This is a genomic window from Streptomyces sp. ALI-76-A (assembly GCF_030287445.1).
In the GTDB taxonomy this organism is placed as follows: Bacteria; Actinomycetota; Actinomycetes; order Streptomycetales; family Streptomycetaceae; genus Streptomyces.
On the sequence record NZ_JASVWB010000002.1, the window covers coordinates 7,095,965 to 7,113,646 of the forward strand.

General features: G+C 71.0%; 15 protein-coding genes and 1 pseudogene. 2 read left to right on the forward strand and 14 right to left on the reverse strand.

The genetic code is table 11. The annotated features are described in order from the left end of the window. Positions 1-86 precede the first annotated feature (86 nt). Together QQS16_RS32350 and QQS16_RS32355 are read right to left on the reverse strand one after the other, a co-directional pair. Positions 87-581 carry an NUDIX domain-containing protein gene (locus QQS16_RS32350; protein ID WP_286065600.1) on the reverse strand — a complete coding sequence of 165 codons (495 nt, stop codon included), beginning with the start codon at positions 579-581 and terminating at the stop codon, positions 87-89. 40 nt (positions 582-621) lie between these two features. After that, on the reverse strand, positions 622-1,695 hold the full coding sequence (locus QQS16_RS32355; protein WP_286065601.1) for an ADP-ribosylglycohydrolase family protein: 1,074 nt from the start codon (positions 1,693-1,695) through the stop codon (positions 622-624). A 214-nt stretch (positions 1,696-1,909) separates the two neighbouring features. Here QQS16_RS32355 and QQS16_RS32360 point away from each other — a divergent pair, with 214 nt between their 5' ends. Further along, positions 1,910-3,028, forward strand: a complete 1,119-nt coding sequence (locus tag QQS16_RS32360; protein ID WP_286065602.1) for a glycerate kinase — start codon at positions 1,910-1,912, stop codon at positions 3,026-3,028. Between the two features lie 93 nt (positions 3,029-3,121). Here the strand turns inward: QQS16_RS32360 and pssA are convergent, their stop codons facing one another. The 9 genes from pssA to QQS16_RS32405 all read right to left on the reverse strand — a co-directional run bounded on the left by pssA (position 3,122) and on the right by QQS16_RS32405 (position 14,094). Further along, the gene (pssA, locus tag QQS16_RS32365) at positions 3,122-3,976 is read right to left on the reverse strand and encodes a CDP-diacylglycerol--serine O-phosphatidyltransferase (protein ID WP_286065603.1); all 855 of its coding nucleotides are present in this window, start codon (positions 3,974-3,976) and stop codon (positions 3,122-3,124) included. Further along, positions 3,963-4,619, reverse strand: a complete 657-nt coding sequence (locus QQS16_RS32370; protein ID WP_286065604.1) for a phosphatidylserine decarboxylase — start codon at positions 4,617-4,619, stop codon at positions 3,963-3,965. Before QQS16_RS32370 ends, pssA begins: the two co-directional genes overlap by 14 nt. A gap of 170 nt (positions 4,620-4,789) precedes the next feature. Next, the gene (locus QQS16_RS32375; protein ID WP_286065605.1) at positions 4,790-5,995 is read right to left on the reverse strand and encodes an acyl-CoA dehydrogenase family protein; all 1,206 of its coding nucleotides are present in this window, start codon (positions 5,993-5,995) and stop codon (positions 4,790-4,792) included. 2 nt (positions 5,996-5,997) lie between these two features. Beyond that, the gene (locus tag QQS16_RS32380; RefSeq protein ID WP_286065606.1) at positions 5,998-6,510 is read right to left on the reverse strand and encodes a MaoC family dehydratase; all 513 of its coding nucleotides are present in this window, start codon (positions 6,508-6,510) and stop codon (positions 5,998-6,000) included. Between the two features lie 4 nt (positions 6,511-6,514). Then, the gene (locus tag QQS16_RS32385) at positions 6,515-7,480 is read right to left on the reverse strand and encodes an HpcH/HpaI aldolase/citrate lyase family protein (protein WP_286065607.1); all 966 of its coding nucleotides are present in this window, start codon (positions 7,478-7,480) and stop codon (positions 6,515-6,517) included. Further along, on the reverse strand, positions 7,477-9,525 hold the full coding sequence (locus tag QQS16_RS32390) for an ethylmalonyl-CoA mutase (RefSeq protein ID WP_286065608.1): 2,049 nt from the start codon (positions 9,523-9,525) through the stop codon (positions 7,477-7,479). The genes QQS16_RS32385 and QQS16_RS32390 overlap by 4 nt, the downstream gene beginning before the upstream one ends. Before the next feature lie 8 nt (positions 9,526-9,533). Next, positions 9,534-10,871, reverse strand: a complete 1,338-nt coding sequence (gene ccrA, locus QQS16_RS32395; RefSeq protein ID WP_286066527.1) for a crotonyl-CoA carboxylase/reductase — start codon at positions 10,869-10,871, stop codon at positions 9,534-9,536. 447 nt (positions 10,872-11,318) lie between these two features. Then, a complete protein-coding gene (locus tag QQS16_RS32400) occupies positions 11,319-12,146 on the reverse strand; it encodes a TetR family transcriptional regulator (protein ID WP_286065609.1) in 828 nt (275 codons plus the stop codon). Between the two features lie 142 nt (positions 12,147-12,288). Continuing rightward, positions 12,289-14,094, reverse strand: coding sequence for a 3-hydroxyacyl-CoA dehydrogenase family protein (locus tag QQS16_RS32405; RefSeq protein WP_286065610.1), 1,806 nt, complete (start codon positions 14,092-14,094; stop codon positions 12,289-12,291). 398 nt (positions 14,095-14,492) lie between these two features. Here QQS16_RS32405 and QQS16_RS32410 point away from each other — a divergent pair, with 398 nt between their 5' ends. Further along, the gene (locus tag QQS16_RS32410; RefSeq protein WP_286065611.1) at positions 14,493-15,068 is read left to right on the forward strand and encodes an adenylosuccinate lyase; all 576 of its coding nucleotides are present in this window, start codon (positions 14,493-14,495) and stop codon (positions 15,066-15,068) included. 10 nt (positions 15,069-15,078) lie between these two features. Here the strand turns inward: QQS16_RS32410 and QQS16_RS32415 are convergent. From QQS16_RS32415 to QQS16_RS32425, 3 genes and pseudogenes are all read right to left on the reverse strand, one after another. Next, positions 15,079-15,596 (reverse strand): annotated as a pseudogene (locus QQS16_RS32415) (GNAT family N-acetyltransferase); the annotation flags it as partial. After that, the gene (locus tag QQS16_RS32420) at positions 15,593-15,991 is read right to left on the reverse strand and encodes a RidA family protein (protein ID WP_286065612.1); all 399 of its coding nucleotides are present in this window, start codon (positions 15,989-15,991) and stop codon (positions 15,593-15,595) included. The pseudogene QQS16_RS32415 and the gene QQS16_RS32420, both read right to left, overlap by 4 nt. Positions 15,992-16,053: 62 nt before the next feature. Then, a complete protein-coding gene (locus tag QQS16_RS32425) occupies positions 16,054-17,634 on the reverse strand; it encodes an alpha/beta hydrolase (protein WP_286065613.1) in 1,581 nt (526 codons plus the stop codon). Between the last annotated feature and the right edge of the window lie 48 nt (positions 17,635-17,682).

A 17,682-nucleotide genomic window follows, 5' to 3' on the forward strand; every position in this document is an offset into this window, starting at 1 on the left:
GGGGTTCCGCGCGTGGCCGTCCGCGACGAGGCGCCGCGCGAGGTGACGCGGGACTCCGGGACGCCGGGGCCGACCCGGAGCGCCGGTCAGCCCACCCGGTGCCCGTTCTCCAGCTCAGCCGTCCCCGAACCCTCCGCCAGCACGTCCAGGGCGGTCAGCACGCGGCGGCCGAGGGCACCGGGCAGGTGCTCGGCGAGGTCCTCGCGGGACACCAGCCGCCAGGACAGCAGCTCCTCCTCCTGGAGCCGGATCGCCTTGAAGTCGTCCTCGTCGAGCACCCCGCCGTCGTACAGGTACGCCACCAGTGGCGGGCGGCCCGTGCCGTGCACCCAGTCCACGGCGAGCAGCCGGCCCAGGTCGCGGTCCAGGCCGATCTCCTCGGCGGTCTCCCGGCGCGCGCCCTGGCGCGGTGTCTCACCGTCGTCGGACTCGATCGTGCCGCCCGGCAGGGCCCAGCCGTCACGATAGTTGGGCTCGACGAGCAGCACCCGTCCCTCCGCGTCGCGGAAGAGGGCGGCGGCCCCGGCGAGCACCCGGGGGAGTCCCGCGATGTAGGCGGCGAAATCTTGAGTGGAGGTCATGCCGGAAGCGTAACCAGCCTCCGCCGCCCGTTCCCTCCGGTCAGGCATCCGGCCCCACCAGCCGCAGCGTCCGCTCCGCCAGGTCGCTGATCCGCGCCCCGTCGAAGCCGAAGACCGCGCTGCGCACCGTGTCGTCGAGGGGGTCCTTCCACTGGGCCGGGATGGCGTCCGCGCCGGTCAGCACACCGGCCACCGAGCCCGCGGTCGCCCCGTTGGAGTCGGTGTCCAGACCGCCGCGCACGGTGAGCGTGATGGTGCGGGTGAAGTCGCCGTCGCCGTACAGGAGCCCGGCGGTCAGCACGGCGGCGTTCGGGACGGTGTGGATCCAGCCGAGCCCGGCGGTCTCCTCGGCCACCGTGGCGAGCGTGTCCTCCCAGCTCAACCGGGTGTCGTGGAGCGAGACGACCCGGCGTACGGTACGGGCCAGCCGGCTGCCGCCCGGGATCACGGCGAGCGCCTGGTCCACGGCCTGCCGCACGGTGGCGGCGGTGAACGCCGCCGAGATCAGCGCCGCCGCCCACATCGCGCCGTACACCCCGTTGCCGGTGTGGGACAGCACCGCGTCACGGCGGGCGAGGGAGGCGGCACGACGCGGTTCGCCGGGGCGGGTCCAGCCGTAGATGTCGGCCCGGATGAGCGCCCCGATCCACTCCTGGTACGGATTGTCGTACGTCGCCGTCAGCGGCGGCTTCAGCCCGTTGGCGAGGTTGCGGTAGGCGGCCCGCTCCGCGGTGAACGTCTGCCGGTACGGCAGCCGCAGCAGCCACAGGTCGCCGACCTGCTCCGTGCTGAAGCCGAAGCCGTGGGTCTCCAGCAGGTCGAGGCCGAGGATGGCGTAGTCGACGTCGTCGTCGCGGCAGCTGCCGTGGATGCGGCCGCGTACGCACTGGCGCCACTCGGGGCGCAGCTCCAGGCCGGTGTCCTCGCCGACGGGCTCGGGCAGGTAGTCGGTGAGCGGCAGGGCCGCGGCCTGCCGCAGGTAGTGGTCGATCCGGTCCCGCGTCCACAGGTCGCCCTGCTCGACCGGCTTGCCGAGCATGTTGCCCGCGATCCGGCCGAGCCAGCCCCCGAGGACGCGGTCGGCGAGCTCTGGCTCAGTGCCCACAGGGGTCATGGCTCCGGTGTACCCCATTTCCGGGCCCGTCCGCGCGGGTTCGGGCCGGGCGGGCGGTGTGGTCCCGGGCGTGGTCCAGGGACCGGTCGGCGCATGACGGCGGAGGCGTCCTCCGGTTAAGGTCACAACGGCGCGACTGGCCCTGACGTGCGTCGGGCCCGGAGAGCAAGGGGATGTCAAGGTGGCGGACGCTGGAGTGAGGAGTGCCCAGAGGGTGCTCATCGCCGCGGACAAGTTCAAGGGCTCGCTGACGGCCGTACAGGTCGCCGAACGGGTCACGGCCGGACTGCGCAGGGTGGTGCCGGACCTCGCGGTGGACGCGCTGCCGGTGGCCGACGGCGGCGACGGGACGGTGGACGCGACGGTCGCGGCCGGTTTCGAGCGGCGCGAGGTCCGCGTCGCGGGGCCGCTCGGCGACGAGATCACGGCCGCGTTCGCGCTGCGCGACGGTACGGCGGTGGTGGAGATGGCGGAGGCGAGCGGGCTTCAGCGGCTGCCCGCGGGGCTCTTCGCGCCGCTCACGGCCTCCACGTACGGCTCCGGCGAGCTGCTGCGGGCCGCGCTGGACGCGGGCGCGCGCACGATCGTGTTCGGGGTCGGCGGCAGCGCCACCACGGACGGCGGCGCCGGCATGCTGTCCGCGCTGGGGGCGCGGTTCACCGACGCGGCGGGCGAGCCGGTGGCACCCGGCGGCGCGGGCCTGGCCGCCCTGGCCTCGGCCGACCTGTCGGGCCTGGACCCGCGGCTCGCCGGCGTGGAGCTGGTGCTGGCCAGCGACGTCGACAACCCGCTGACCGGCCCGAAGGGCGCACCGGCCGTCTACGGCCCGCAGAAGGGCGCCTCACCGGACGACGTGGAGACGCTGGACGCGGCGCTCACGCACTACGTGAAGGTGCTGGAGAAGGCGGTCGGGTCCAGGGCCGCCGCGTACGCCGCCTCACCCGGCGCGGGCGCGGCCGGCGGCATCGGGTACGGCGCCCTGCTGCTCGGCGCCCGGTTCCGCCCCGGTATCGAGGTGATGCTGGAGGTCCTGGGGTTCACGGCCGCGGTGGAGCACGCCACGCTGGTGATCACCGGCGAGGGCTCCCTCGACGAGCAGACACTGCACGGCAAGGCCCCGGCGGGCGTCGCGGCGGCGGCGCGGGCGGCGGGCAAGGAGGTGGTCGCGGTGTGCGGCCGCCTCGCCCTTCAGCCGGAGGCACTGGGCCGGGCCGGCATCCGCCGCGCGTACCCGCTGACGGACGTCGAACCGGACGTGGCCAGGTGCCTCGCGGACGCCGGCCCGATCCTGGAACGGGCCGCGGAGCGCATCGGGCGGGACTTCCTGACCTGAGGGAGCGCGCCCCGGAGAACCGGGAACGAACGCGCAACGTGGAAGGGCCCCGAGCCGAGCGGCTCGGGGCCCTTCCACGGTGTCGTGCGACCGCTAGGGGATCTGCGCCGCCCGAGCCTCACGCCGGTTGTCCCGGAAGGTGTTCACCCGGCGCGCCGTGGCGAACAGCGGGATCGTCGCCGCGAGCACGATCTGCAGCGCGCAGCCCATCTGTAGCAGCACCTGGCCGCCCGGCGCGTCGAACGCCCACGCCGCGAGCATGCCCATGGCCGACACGATCCAGCCGAGCATCGCCACCGCGAGCACGCCCCGCGGCTTCGGGTACTCGACCCGGCTCACCATCAGCCACGCGGTACCGACGACCGCCAGCAGCGTCGCCTCGAACGGCAGTTCGAGGAGCACGATCGAGACCACCGTCAGCGCCCCGAACGGCGACGGCATGCCCTGGAAGGTGCCGTCCTTCACCGTCACGCAGGAGAAGCGGGCAAGTCTCAGCACCACCGCCAGCAGGACGACGATCGCGCCGACCGCCGCCACCCGCTGGTGCGCGTCGTCGGCGACCATGCCGTAGACCAGGACGAAGTACGCCGGCGCCAGACCGAAGCTGATCAGGTCCGACAGGTTGTCCAGCTCGGCGCCCATCGGGGAGGAGCGCAGCTTCCTCGCCACCAAGCCGTCGAAGAGGTCGAAGACCGCCGCGCACAGCATCAGGATGACCGCCGTGGCCGCGCTGTGGCGGGCCATGCCGGATTCCTGGCTACCGGTGAGGTGCGGGATCAGGATGCCGGTGGTCGTGAAGTACACCGCCATGAAGCCGCACGTGGCGTTGCCGAGGGTGAGGGTGTCCGCTATCGAGAGGCGGAGAGAGAGGGGCATCTCCTCGTCGTCGTCCGCCTCGTCGGCCTCGGGCACCCAGCCCGTCTGTGTCTCCGGATCAATCACGGTCAATGCGAGTCACCCCAGCCACGGTCTTCTGTCCGACCTCGACCGCGACCTCCACGCCCTCGGGCAGGTAGATGTCGACGCGCGAGCCGAAGCGGATCAGACCGATCCGGTCACCCTGCTCGACCTTGGTGCCCCGGGGCACGTACGGGACGATGCGGCGAGCGACCGCGCCGGCGATCTGGATCATCTCGATGTCGCCGAGTTCGGTGTCGAAATGCCAGACTACGCGCTCGTTGTTCTCGCTCTCCTTGTTGAACGCCGGAACGAACCCGCCCGGGATGTGCTCGACCGAGGTCACCGTGCCGGAGAGCGGGGCGCGGTTGACGTGGACGTTGAGCGGGCTCATGAAGATCGCGACGCGGGTGCGGCCGTCCTTCCACGGCATGATGCTCTGCACCACACCGTCGGCGGGCGAGATGACCCGGCCCTGGGCGATCTCGCGCTCGGGGTCGCGGAAGAACCACAGCATGCCCGCCGCGAGCGCGGTGGCGGGCACGGCGACGGCCTTGGCGGCGCCGGACTTGCGTGCGCGTACCAGGCTGAGGGCTGCGGTGGCGACGGTCGGCAGGAGCCACGGCGATGCTCCGCGCGCGAGGCGTACGCCTGCCAGGCTGTCGCTGGGTGCAGAGGTTTGGCTGTGGGGCATGGATGACCTTCGTAGCGGATGATGCCGCGCAGCGGGAGGGGGACGGCGGCTTTCCCGGGATCGTACCGGTCGCGGCCCGCAACTGGGCAAGCCAGGCAGCCGAGTCGGCGGCTGAAGAGTGCTGACGGGGTGTGATCTTCTTCTCGAAGAAAACACCCCCATCCGGACATCTAGCCCTGGAGTCGATACTCCTCGAGCAGCCTGCGACCGATGATCATTTTCTGGATCTCGGCGGTACCTTCACCGATCAGCAGCATCGGGGCCTCACGGTAGAGGCGCTCGATCTCGTACTCCTTGGAGAAGCCGTAGCCGCCGTGGATCCGGAAGGCGTCCTCCACGACCTCCTTGCAGTACTCGGAGGCGAGGTACTTCGCCATCCCAGCCTCAAGGTCGTTTCGTTCTCCCGAGTCCTTTTTGCGTGCCGCGTTCACCATCATCGCATGGGCCGCCTCGACCTTGGTAGCCATCTCCGCCAGCTTGAACTGGATGGCCTGGTGCTGGGCGATCGCCTTGCCGAACGTGTGGCGCTGCTGGGCGTACGAGACGCCGAGCTCGAACGCACGCTGAGCGACGCCACAGCCACGCGCCGCCACGTTGACGCGGCCGACCTCCACGCCGTCCATCATCTGGTAGAAGCCGCGGCCGGTGGTGCCGCCGAGCACCCGATCAGCGGAAAGCCGCAGGCCATCCATGATCATCTCAGTGGTGTCGACCCCCTTGTAGCCCATCTTGTCGATCTTCCCGGGGATGGTGAGGCCGGGGCGGACCTCTCCGAAGCCGGGCTCCTTCTCGATCAGGAAGGTGGTCATCGACTTGTGGGGCGCCGTGCCCTCGGGGTGTCCTTCGTCACTTCGCACGAGGACGGCCACCAGGCTGGACGTCCCGCCGTTCGTCAGCCACATCTTCTGGCCGTTGAGGACGTACTCGTCACCGTCCCTGACGGCCTTCGACGTGATCGCCGAGACGTCCGAACCGAGGCCCGGCTCCGACATCGAGAAGGCGCCGCGGATGTCGCCGGCCGCCATCCTCGGCAGGAAGTGGTCCTTCTGCTCCTGGGTGCCGTGCTGCTTGAGCATGTACGCCACGATGAAGTGGGTGTTGATGATGCCGGACACCGACATCCACCCACGGGCGATCTCCTCCACGCACAGGGCGTAGGTGAGGAGCGACTCGCCGAGGCCGCCGTACTCCTCGGGGATCATCAGACCGAACAGGCCCAACTCCTTGAGGCCGTCGACGATCTGCTGGGGGTACTCGTCGCGGTGCTCCAGCCCGGTCGCGACCGGGATGATCTCCTTGTCCACGAAGTCGCGGACGGTGGACAGGATCTCCTGCTGGACGTCGGTCAGGCCGGCGGTCTGGGCGAGTCGCGCCATGGCTACTTCTCCTGCTGCTTCGGTTCGGGACGGCCGGGCTGCTCGCCGCCGCGCTCCTTGATGTACGTCTCGGTCGGCACCATCACCTTGCGGCGGAACACGCAGACCAGCGTGCCGTCCTGCTTGTAGCCCTTGGTCTCGACGTGGACGATGCCGCGGTCGTTCTTCGACTTCGACGGCCACTTGTCGAGCACGGTCGTCTCACCGTAGATCGTGTCGCCGTGGAAGGTCGGCGCCACGTGCTTGAGCGACTCGATCTCCAGGTTGGCGATCGCCTTGCCGGAGACGTCCGGCACGGACATGCCCAGCAGCAGCGAGTAGATGTAGTTCCCGACGACGACGTTCCTGCCGAAGTCCGTCGTCTGCTCCGCGTAGTTGCTGTCCATGTGGAGCGGGTGGTGGTTCATGGTGAGGAGGCAGAAGAGGTGGTCGTCGTACTCCGTGACCGTCTTCCCGGGCCAGTGCTTGTAGACCGCCCCGACCTCGAACTCCTCGTAGGTGCGCCCGAACTGCATCGCGTCACGCCTCCGGGATCTCGAACGTGCTGGTGCGCCGCATGCCGGCGGCCCGTCCCTTGCCCGCGACCACCAGGGCCATCTTGCGGCTGGCCTCGTCGATCATCTCGTCGCCGAGCATCGCGGAGCCCTTCTTGCCGCCCGCCTCGGACGTGTAGTACTCGTACGCGTCCAGGATCAGCTCGGCGTGGTCGTAGTCCTCCTGGGACGGCGAGAAGATCTCGTTGGACGCCTCGACCTGGCCCGGGTGCAGAACCCACTTGCCGTCGAAGCCGAGGGCGGCGGCCCGCTGGGCCACGGCGCGGTAGCCGTCGACGTTGCGGATCTGGAGGTAGGGGCCGTCGATCGCCTGGAGGTTGTTGGCGCGGGCGGCCATCAGGATCTTCATCAGGATGTAGTGGTAGGCGTCCGCCGGGTAGCCGGGCGGCTGCTCGCCCACGACCAGCGACTTCATGTTGATGGACGCCATGAAGTCGGCCGGGCCGAAGATGATCGTCTCGACGCGCGGGGAGGCCTGCGCGATCTCGTTGACGTTGTTGAGGCCCTGCGCGTTCTCGATCTGCGCCTCGATGCCGATCCGGCCGACCTCGAAGCCCATGGTCTTCTCGATCTGGGTCAGGAGCAGGTCCAGCGCGACCACCTGCTGGGCGTCCTGGACCTTCGGCAGCATGATGCAGTCGAGGTTGGGGCCCGCGCCCTCGACGACCGTGACGACATCGCGGTACGTCCACTCGGTCGTCCAGTCGTTGACGCGCACCACGCGCGTCTTGCCCGTCCAGTCGCCCTCGTTGAGGAACTTGACGATGGTGTGCCGCGCCTCGGGCTTGGCGAGCGGCGCGCACGCGTCCTCCAGGTCCAGGAAGACCTGGTCGGCGGGGAGGCCCTGGGCCTTCTCCAGGAAGCGGGGGTTGCTCCCCGGGACCGCGAGACAGGAGCGTCGTGGACGCAGGCGGTTGACGGGCGTGGTCATGCGGGGACCTCCAGGGGGTCGAGCTTGTTCGCTTTCCGGATCTCGTCGACGATGCGGCCGATGATTCCCGTGATGTCGAAGTCCTTCGGGGTGAAGACCGCTGCCACTCCGGCGGCCCTGAGCTGTTCGGCGTCGTTGTTCGGGATGATGCCACCAGCGATCACCGGAATGTCTGTGGCACCGGCCACACGGAGCCGGTCGAGCACGTCCGGCACCAGCTGGGCGTGCGATCCGGAGAGGATCGACAGGCCGACCGCGTGCACGTCCTCCGCGATCGCCGCGTCCACGATCTGCTCGGGTGTGAGCCGGATGCCCTGGTAGACCACCTCGAAGCCGGCGTCCCGGGCCCGTACGGCGATCTGCTCGGCGCCGTTGGAGTGCCCGTCCAGGCCGGGCTTGCCGACCAGGAAGCGGAGCTTGCCGACGCCGAGGTCCCGGGCCGTCAGGTCCACCTTGCGACGCACCCCGGACATGGCCGAGCCGGCCTCGGCGGAGACGGCCACCGGCGCGGAGGAGACCCCGGTCGGCGCCCGGAACTCGCCGAACACCTCCCGCAGCGCGCCCGCCCACTCGCCGGTCGTGACACCCGCGCGGGCACACTCCAGGGTGGCCTCCATGAGGTTCGCGGTGCCCTTGGCGGCCTCCTTCAGCCTCTCCAGCGCCTTGCCGGGGCGCGGGTGGTCGAAGGGCGGCTGGGAGCGCGTGTCGCGCCAGTGCTGGAGGGCGGCGACGACCCGGGCCTCGACCGCGGGGTCGACGGTCTGGATGGCCGTGTCGAGGTCGGCCGTCAGGGGGTTCGGCTCGGTCGTCTCGAAGACGTTGACGCCGACGATCTTCTCCTGGCCGGACTCGATCCGGGCCCGGCGTTCGGCGTGCGAGGAGACGAGCTGCGACTTGAGGTAGCCGGACTCGACGGCGGCCATCGCGCCGCCCATCTCCTCGATCCGCCGCATCTCGGTGAGGGACTCCTCGACCAGCTCGCCCACCTTGGCCTCGATCACCTTCGAGCCCTCGAAGAGGTCGCCGTACTCCAGCAGGTCGCTCTCGTAGGCGAGGACCTGCTGCATGCGCAGGGACCACTGCTGGTCCCAGGGCCGGGGCAGGCCCAGCGCCTCGTTCCAGGCGGGGAGCTGCACGGCACGCGCGCGTGCGTCCTTCGACAGGGTCACGGCCAGCATCTCCAGCACGATCCGCTGGACGTTGTTCTCCGGCTGCGCCTCGGTCAGACCGAGCGAGTTGACCTGCACGCCGTAGCGGAAACGGCGGTGCTTGGGGTTCTCGATGCCGTACCGCTCGCGGGTGACCTGGTCCCAGATGCGGCCGAAGGCGCGCATCTTGCACATCTCCTCGACGAAGCGGACACCCGCGTTCACGAAGAAGGAGATACGGCCGACGACGTCGCCCATGCGTTCCTGCGGCACCTGGCCGGAGTCGCGCACCGCGTCCAGCACGGCGACGGCGGTGGACATCGCGTACGCGATCTCCTGGACCGGGGTGGCGCCCGCCTCCTGCAGGTGGTAGCTGCAGATGTTGATCGGGTTCCACTTCGGCATGCGGGAGACCGTGTACGCGATCATGTCCGTCGTCAGGCGCAGGGACGGCACCGGCGGGAACACGTGCGTGCCCCGGGACAGGTACTCCTTGACGATGTCGTTCTGCGTCGTGCCCTGGAGCCGGGTGATGTCCGCGCCCTGCTCTTCCGCGACGACCTGGTAGAGCGCCAGCAGCCACATGGCGGTGGCGTTGATCGTCATCGAGGTGTTCATCTGCTCCAGGGGGATGTCCTGGAACAGCCGGCGCATGTCACCGAGGTGCGCGATCGGTACGCCGACCCGGCCGACCTCGCCGCGGGCGAGGATGTGGTCGGAGTCGTAGCCGGTCTGCGTCGGCAGGTCGAACGCGACCGACAGGCCGGTCTGCCCCTTGGCGAGGTTGCGCCGGTACAGCTCGTTGGACGCCTCGGCCGTGGAGTGACCGGCGTACGTGCGCATGAGCCACGGCCGGTCCTTCTCCCGCGTGCCGTCGGCGGGCTGACGCTCACTCATCTGTGACCTCAGATGTTCCGGAAGCGGTTGATGGCGTCGACGTGCTTCGCGCGCTTCTCCGCGTCGCGCACCCCGAGCCCCTCCTCGGGCGCCAGGCACAGCACGCCGACCTTGCCCTGGTGGAGGTTGCGGTGCACGTCGTAGGCGGCCTGCCCGGTCTCCTCCAGGGAGTACACCTTGGACAGGGTCGGGTGGATCTTGCCCTTCGCGATGAGCCGGTTGGCCTCCCAGGCCTCGCGGTAGTTGGCGAAGTGCGAGCCGATGATCCGCTTCAGGGACATCCACAGGTAGCGGTTGTCGTACTCGTGGTTGTACCCGGAGGTCGAGGCGCAGGTGACGATGGTGCCGCCCTTGCGCGTGACGTAGACCGAGGCGCCGAAGGTCTCGCGGCCGGGGTGCTCGAAGACGATGTCCACGTCCTCGCCGCCGGTGAGTTCGCGGATGCGCTTGCCGAAGCGCTTCCACTCCTTCGGGTCCTGGTGGTGCTCGTCCTTCCAGAACTTGTAGTCCTCGGCGGTGCGGTCGATGATCGCCTCGGCGCCCATGGCCCGGCAGATCTCCGCCTTCTGCGGCGAGGACACGACACAGATCGGGTTGGCGCCGCCCGCGAGCGCGAACTGCGTGGCGTACGAGCCCAGTCCGCCGCTCGCGCCCCAGATCAGGACGTTGTCGCCCTGCTTCATGGCGGCGCCGTTGCGGGAGACCAGCTGCCGGTACGCGGTCGAGTTGACGAGCCCCGGGGCGGCGGCCTCCTCCCACGACAGGTGGTCCGGCTTGGGCATCAGCTGGTTGGACTTGACCAGCGCGATCTCGGCGAGGCCGCCGAAGTTGGTCTCGAAGCCCCAGATCCGCTGCTCGGGGTCGAGCATGGTGTCGTTGTGGCCGTCCGACGACTCCAGCTCGACGGAGAGGCAGTGGGCGACGACCTCGTCGCCGGGCTTCCAGGAGTTCACGCCGGGGCCGGTGCGCAGGACCACGCCCGCGAGGTCGGAGCCGATGATGTGGTACGGCAGGTCGTGCCGCTTGGTGAGCTCGCTGAGCCTGCCGTAGCGCTCCAGGAAGCCGAACGTCGACAGCGGCTCGAAGATCGAGGTCCACACCGAGTTGTAGTTGACCGAGGAGGCCATGACGGCCACCAGGGCCTCGCCCGGGCCGAGCTCCGGCACCGGCACGTCGTCGAGGTGGATCGACTTGCGGGGGTCCTTGTCGCGGGTGCTGAGGCCCGCGAACATCTCCGTCTCGTCCTTGTGCACGGTGATCGCACGGTACGACTCGGGCAGGGGCAGAGCGGCGAAGTCGGCCGGCGTCGAGTCCGGCGACTGGATCGCGTCCAGGATGTCCTTCACGGTCACGGTGTTGCCTCCGGCGGATGGCGTCTTGAGGGGAGACGCTGAGGGTTACGTCGGTGCTGCTGAGGGTGTGTTGCGAGGCGTGCCGTCGGTTCGGCGGTGGTGCGGTCCGGCAGCGCTTTGTGGCGCGGAAGGGTGCCTGTGACGCAGGCGTCCGGGCGAGCAGACCTCGGGTTCCCCGGGCCGTGCGGGCGCCGGAGGAGGTTTGCTGGGACAGCCGGCGTACGAAAGGTCTCTGCACGCCGGCCGCCCGGACGTCTTCAACGTATGACACCGCGTGTCACCCCGCAAGGCACTGAGTGCCATAAATTCCCTTCAGCTGAAATCTTTACGTAACACATGAGCGATGATCGATCGAACAGTGCCTGACAGGTGCCGGAAAAGGGGCTCCGACATGCCAGAACGGCCACCCCGAAGGGTGGCCGTCAGCACTGGTGAAGCGCTCTAACGCTCCTTGAGCGCCTCTTCGATGGTTCGCATGACCTGGTCGAGGGGGGCGTCCGTGCGGGCGACCGTCACCAGCACCTCGCCGTGCGCGGAGACCGTCGCAGGGGCCGGCCGGGGGGCCGCGGTGCGGCCGGCGCCGATGCCCGTCCCGAAGGTCCTGCGCACGATCCCGAAGGCGTGGTCCAGCTGCGCCTCGACGTCGCCCTGACCGCCGGCCCGCAGCCAGCGCCGCAGGACGTGGTTGTGGGCGGTCACCACGGCGGACGCGGCGACCTCAGCCAGCAGCGGGTCGTCGTTGGCGTCGTCGTCGTGCGCGTGCTCGTCGAAGTGGCCCAGGAGGTAGCGGGTGAAGAGGCGCTCGTAGCGGGCCACCGACGCGATCTCCGCCTCCCGCAGGGTGGGGACCTCGCGGGTGAGCTTGTACCGGGCCACCGAGATCTCCGGCCGGGCCGCGTACATCCGCATGACCTCCTTGATGCCGCGGCACACCGTGTCGAGCGGATGCTCGTGCGCGGGGGCGGCGTTCAGGACGGCCTCGGCCCGGATCAGCGTGTCGTCGTGGTCCGGGAAGATCGCCTCTTCCTTGGAGCGGAAGTGGCGGAAGAAGGTGCGGCGGGCGACGCCGGCCTGGGCCGCGATCTCGTCGACCGTGGTCGCCTCGTACCCCTTGGTCGCGAACAGTTCCATCGCGGCGGCCGCCAGTTCGCGCCGCATCTTGAGCCGCTGGGCGGCGGCGCGACTGCTGGCGGCGCTCTCCGGCGCGTCGGGCGTAGCTGGTGTACGGGCGGACTTGGCGGGCTGGGGCATGACCTGAACGTACTCCATGCGCGCAGCGTGCCGTGCAGGTCCGGGGGTTCCCCCGCCCGGTACGGGCGGGGGAGAACCGGGCTCGCCGGGCGGGGGAGAGCTGCCGTGGCCGAGCAGCCCGCCCCAGTCCGCCTCCGCGGAGAACCAGTCGCCCGGCGGCTCAGCGCCGGGCATGCTCGCGGAAGCCGCGGCCCGTCTTGCGGCCGAGGCAGCCCGCGGCCACCAGGTGCTCCAGGAGCGGCGCCGGGGCCAGGCCCGGGTCGCGGAACTCGCGGTGCAGGACCTTCTCGATGGCCAGGGAGACGTCGAGCCCGACGACGTCCAGGAGTTCGAACGGACCCATCGGGTAGCCGCCGCCCAGCTTCATCGCCGCGTCGATGTCGTCGAGCGACGCGTAGTGCTCCTGGACCATCTTGATCGCGTTGTTGAGGTACGGGAACAGCAGCGCGTTCACGATGAAGCCCGCGCGGTCCCCGCAGTCGACCGCGTGCTTCCTGACCTCGGCACAGACCTCGCGGACCGTCGCGTGCACGTCGTCGGCCGTCAGGACCGTGCGGACCACCTCGACCAGCTTCATCGCCGGCGCGGGGTTGAAGAAGTGCATCCCGATCACGTCCTGCGGACGCGAGGTGGCGCGGGCGCAGGCGACCACCGGCAGCGAGGACGTCGTGGTGGCCAGCACCGCGCCCGGCTTGCAGACCTTGTCCAGCGTCGCGAACAGCTGCCGCTTGACCTCCAGGTCCTCGGCGACGGCCTCCAGGGCCAGATCGACGTCGGCGAACGCGTCGTACGAGCCCGCCGTGGTGATCCGGTCCAGGGTCTGCGCGGCGGCCTCGGCGGTCAGCCGGCCCTTGTCGACGGAGCGTGAGAGCGACGTGCCGATCCGGTCCTTGGCGGCCTGCGCCTTCTCCTCGCTGCGGGCGGCGAGCACGACCTGGTAGCCGGCCTTGGCGAACACCTCGGCGATACCGGACGCCATGGTTCCGGAGCCCGCGACACCGACCGAGCGGACCGGCCGGCCGGGCACCCGGGGGCCGTCGGACCGGGGCGTCAGGGCGTCCGGCACGACCGTCTCGCTGCCGGGGGCCTCGTACGTGTAGAAGCCGCGGCCCGACTTACGGCCGGTCAGGCCCGCCTCGCTGAGCTGCTTGAGGATCGGGGCGGGAGCGTGCAGCCGGTCACGGGACTCGGCGTACATGGCCTCCAGGACCGTCCGCGCGGTGTCGACGCCGATCAGGTCGAGCAGGGCGAGGGGGCCCATCGGCAGCCCGCACCCGAGCCGCATCGCGGCGTCGATGTCCTCGCGGGAGGCGTACTTCGCCTCGTACATCGCGGCGGCCTGGTTGAGGTAGCCGAACAGCAGCCCGTCGGCGACGAATCCGGGGCGGTCGCCGACCGCGACGGGCTCCTTGCCCAGCTCGACGGCGAGGTCGGTGACCGCGTCGACGGCCTGGGGCGCGGTCAGCACGGACGAGACGACCTCGACCAGCTTCATGGCCGGCGCCGGGTTGAAGAAGTGCAGACCGAGCACGCGCTCGGGGCGGGCCGAGTCGGCGGCGAGCCGTGTGACGGACAGCGCGTTGGTGCCGGTCGCGAGAATCGCCCCGGGCCGCACGATCCCGTCGAGCTCGCGGAAGATCTGCTGCTTGATCTCGTACGACTCCGGAGCCACCTCGATGACGAGGTCGGCGTCGGCCGCGGCACGCAGGTCGGTCGAGGTGCGGACCCGGGCGAGCGCGTCGGCACGCTCCCGCTCGGTCAGCCGGCCGCGCTCCACGGAACGGGCGGTCGCGGTCTCCAGGGCGGCGAGGGCCCGGGCGGTCGCCGCCTCGCTGATGTCGATGCCGACGACCTCGCGGCCGGCGGTGGCCAGGACCTCGGCGATGCCGGTGCCCATGGTGCCGAGGCCGACGACGGCGACGGTCTGCAGCGGGGACAGAGGGGTGTCGGACAGGGGAGTGGCCATCGCGGGCTCCAGGAATGAGGTGACGACTGGGAGCGCGCCCGGTACGCCGGCGGAACCCGGCCGAAGCCGGGCCGACGGGCGTACCGAGGGCGAGAAGGAGTGCGGGTGATGCCGGGCTGACTGGCGCACACGCCCGGTGCCGTGACCACGGGCGTGCACACGCCCGGGGACGGCGGGAACCGGCCGGCCCTGTCCCGGGGCCGGGCCGTACTGGTACGCGGTGTACCGAACCGACTGCTTCCGCGGTGGCTGCGTCACCAGGCCACCGCGAACAGATCAAACAGATCTACGAGTGGGTAACTCGCTCGTATGAGCTTAACCGGTGAGTAACGAGCGCGCCAGCCCCGAGTTTGCGCGAGACGTCCCGGCCTCGCGGCGCGGCCCCTAATCTCGGGTCCATGGACGACGAGTTGCGATCACTCACGGAACGCTTACGGCAGGAGGCGGGGTCGTCGGTCGCGTACGACCGGCTCGTGGCCACCGAGGACCCCGACGAACTGGCGGGCGTGCTCACGGAGCCGGGACAGCCGCTGTGGGCCAGGGAACTGGCCGCGTTCCGGCTCGGGTTGGCGGGCGACCGGCGGGCCTTCGAGCCCCTCGTCCTGTTCCTCAACCACCGCGACCCGCCGCGCTGCGCCTCCGCGGCGTACGCCCTGGCCCGCCTCGGCGACCCCCGCACCGCCCGCGCCGCCGCCGCCCTCGCCACCAACGAACTGCGCGTCGCCTACGCCCTGCACCCGGTCCGGCTCCTGGTCGACCTGCGCGCCCCCGAGGCCGTGCCCGCGCTGATCACCACTCTGCGACGGCGGCTGCGCCCGCACGACCCGTACCGGCGGGTGGCCCTCGCCTGCGTGGAGGGGCTCGGCGCCCTGGGGGACACCCGGGCCGCACCGGTCCTCAACGAGGCGCTGGCCCACCCGGTGCTCGCCGAGGCCGCCGTGCACGCGCTGGCCCGGATCCCGAGGCAACGGTGAGCCGTCGGCCGACGAGATCCTTCGCGTACCGCACCTCGGGCACGGCCACGCCCTCCACCTCGAAGGCCTCCTGCGCGCCGTCGGCGCGGAAACCCGCCCGCTCGTAGAAACGCCGGCGCCGCTGTTGCCCTCGATCACCCACAGGAGCACGCGCGCGTGTCCGGCGGCGGCGCACAGCCGTACCGACTCCTCGAGGAGCGCGTGGCCGATGCCGCCGCCGAACCGCTCGGGATCCACGTAGATCGCGTACAACTCCGCGTCCCTGGTGCGGACTTCGCCGTCCCGGTACGGTCCGTGGCAGGCCCACCCGACGAGTTCGCCCGCCCGCTCGGCGACCAGGTCCACCACGCCGGCGTCACCCCGGGTGAAGCGGCTGCGGTGCCGCTCGGCATCCGCGGCCACGTCCATGGCGTCGAGGTGCGCCCGCGGCATCAGCCCCCGGTACACGCTCCGCCAGCCCGCGACGCGGATCTCCGCCACCCGCCCGCAGTCGGCGAGCGTCATGTCCCGGACGCGGAGGTCCGTCATCCGGGCACCACCGCCAGCGCCTCGATCTCCATCAGAAACTCCGGGCGGACCAGTGCGGCGACCTGGACCGCGGAGGCGGCCGGCAACTGGTCGTCGGGTATGTGGGCGGCGCGGGCCGCGCGGATCGCGGGCAGGTGGGCCATGTCCGTGACGAAGTAGGTGAGTCTGAGGACGTCGTCGAAGGTCGCTCCCGCGCCGGCCAGGCAGCGGCGGAGGTTCTCGAAGACCTGGCGGGCCTGCGCCGCCGGGTCGCCCGCGCCGACGAGTCCGCCGTCCGCGTCCAGCGGGAGCTGGCCGGAGACGGCCACGAGGCGACCGGTGCCCAGGACGACGTGACTGTACTGGGCGGCGGGGAAGACCCCGTCGGGGGCGGGAATCCTGGTCAGATCACTCATGGGTCCATCGTGGACCATGGGTCTGACAACGCCCCCGACGGGATCGCGGTGCGGGGGGGCCGTCAGCCCCGGAAGCCGAGCAGCCCGTGCAGGGTCGAACCGTGCGCCGTGGCCGAAGCCGTCTTCGCCGCGCTCAGCGGCTCGGGGTCGGGCAGCGCCTGGCAGACCGCGTCGGCCTCGCCGTGGCCGCGCGGCACCGTGCCGTCGGACAGGTACCGCGCCAGGTGCCTGTCCAGGCAGGTGTTCCCGCTGAGGGTGATGCCGTGGTTCCCGCCGCCCTCCTCGACGACCAGGCTGGAGCGGGCGAGCAGCCGGTGGGCCGTGACGCCGCCCTCGTACGGGGTGGCCGCGTCCCCGGTCGCCTGGAACAGCAGCGCCGGGGGCAGCTTGCCGTTGGCGACGTTCACCGGCTTCAGCGACGTGACCGGCCAGAACGCGCAGGGCGCGTTGTACCAGGCGTTGTTCCAGGCCATGAACGGCGCCTTCTCGTACACCGCCCAGTTGTCCTCGCGCCACTGGTCCCAGTCGCGCGGCCAGGAGGCGTCACGGCACTGCACCGAGGTGTAGACGCTGTAACCGTTGTCGCCGGAAGGGTCGACGGCGGCGAAGTCCTCGTACGCCTCGACCAGCGGGTCGGCGTTCTTGTCGTTCACGTACGCCGCGAACGCCTCGGCCAGATAGGGCCAGTAGCCGTTGTAGTAGCCGCCCGGGATGAACGTGTCCTCCAGCTCGGAGGCGCCCACCTTCCCCTCGGCCGGCTTCTTGGCGAGCGCCGCCCGCATCGCGTACCACTCGGCCTCGATCCTCTCCGGATCGGTGCCGAGCCTGTACGTGGCGTCGTGCCGGGCGATCCAGGACATCAGCGCGCGGTGGCGGTCGTTGAAGGCGTAGTCCTGGGCGAGGTTGTCGTCGTACCACACGCCGGTGGGGTCGACGATCGAGTCCAGGACCAGGCGCCGCACCCGCTCCGGGTAGAGCTTGCCGTAGACCGCGCCCAGGTAGGTGCCGTACGAGTAACCGAAGTAGTTGATCTTCTTGGCGCCCAGTGCCGCGCGGATCGCGTCCATGTCCCGTACGGCGCTGACCGTGTTGATGTACGGCAGCACGCTCGCGTACTTCTTGCCGCAGGCGGCGGCGAAGGACTTGGCGCGGGAGAGGTTGGCCCTCTCGATCGCGGGCGTGCTCGGCAGGGAGTCGGGGCGCACCGGGTCGAAGTGACCAGGCCTGCAGTCGAGGGCGGGCTTGCTCGCACCCACCCCGCGCGGGTCGAAGCCGATGACGTCGTACTGGGCCGCGACCGCCTCGGGCAGCGAGGAGGCGACGAATCCCGCCAGCGTCAGACCACTGCCGCCGGGGCCGCCCGGGTTGACCAGCAGCGGGCCCTGGTACTTCTTGGCGGTGTGCGGGACGCGCGACAACGCGAGCGTGATCTGCTTCCCGCCCGGCTCGGCGTGGTCGAGCGGGACCTTCAGGGACGCGCACTGGAGCGTCGGGTAGTCGGTGGTGCCGCACTTCTTCCAGCTGAGCTTCGCGGCTCGGGCGGTGGGCGGGACGGTCGGGGAGCTGGCGTCGGCGGGGACGGCCGTGAAGGTTCCGGCCATGACGACGGCGGCTGCGCACAGCACGGCTGCGCGTTTTCTCATGGAGTCCTCCCAGGACGGAGGGTCTGCGGACCGCGGGGGTCACGGTTC

Coding starts and splice junctions, on each gene's coding strand:
- QQS16_RS32350 (WP_286065600.1), bottom strand. CDS start 581: ATGACCTCCACTCAAGATTTCGCCGCCTACATCGCGGGACTCCCCCGG.
- QQS16_RS32355 (WP_286065601.1), bottom strand. CDS start 1,695: ATGACCCCTGTGGGCACTGAGCCAGAGCTCGCCGACCGCGTCCTCGGG.
- QQS16_RS32370 (WP_286065604.1), bottom strand. CDS start 4,619: ATGCCCCACAGCCAAACCTCTGCACCCAGCGACAGCCTGGCAGGCGTA.
- QQS16_RS32375 (WP_286065605.1), bottom strand. CDS start 5,995: ATGGCGCGACTCGCCCAGACCGCCGGCCTGACCGACGTCCAGCAGGAG.
- QQS16_RS32380 (WP_286065606.1), bottom strand. CDS start 6,510: ATGCAGTTCGGGCGCACCTACGAGGAGTTCGAGGTCGGGGCGGTCTAC.
- QQS16_RS32385 (WP_286065607.1), bottom strand. CDS start 7,480: ATGACCACGCCCGTCAACCGCCTGCGTCCACGACGCTCCTGTCTCGCG.
- QQS16_RS32390 (WP_286065608.1), bottom strand. CDS start 9,525: ATGAGTGAGCGTCAGCCCGCCGACGGCACGCGGGAGAAGGACCGGCCG.
- QQS16_RS32400 (WP_286065609.1), bottom strand. CDS start 12,146: ATGGAGTACGTTCAGGTCATGCCCCAGCCCGCCAAGTCCGCCCGTACA.
- QQS16_RS32405 (WP_286065610.1), bottom strand. CDS start 14,094: ATGGCCACTCCCCTGTCCGACACCCCTCTGTCCCCGCTGCAGACCGTC.
- QQS16_RS32410 (WP_286065611.1), top strand. CDS start 14,493: ATGGACGACGAGTTGCGATCACTCACGGAACGCTTACGGCAGGAGGCG.
- QQS16_RS32420 (WP_286065612.1), bottom strand. CDS start 15,991: ATGAGTGATCTGACCAGGATTCCCGCCCCCGACGGGGTCTTCCCCGCC.
- QQS16_RS32425 (WP_286065613.1), bottom strand. CDS start 17,634: ATGAGAAAACGCGCAGCCGTGCTGTGCGCAGCCGCCGTCGTCATGGCC.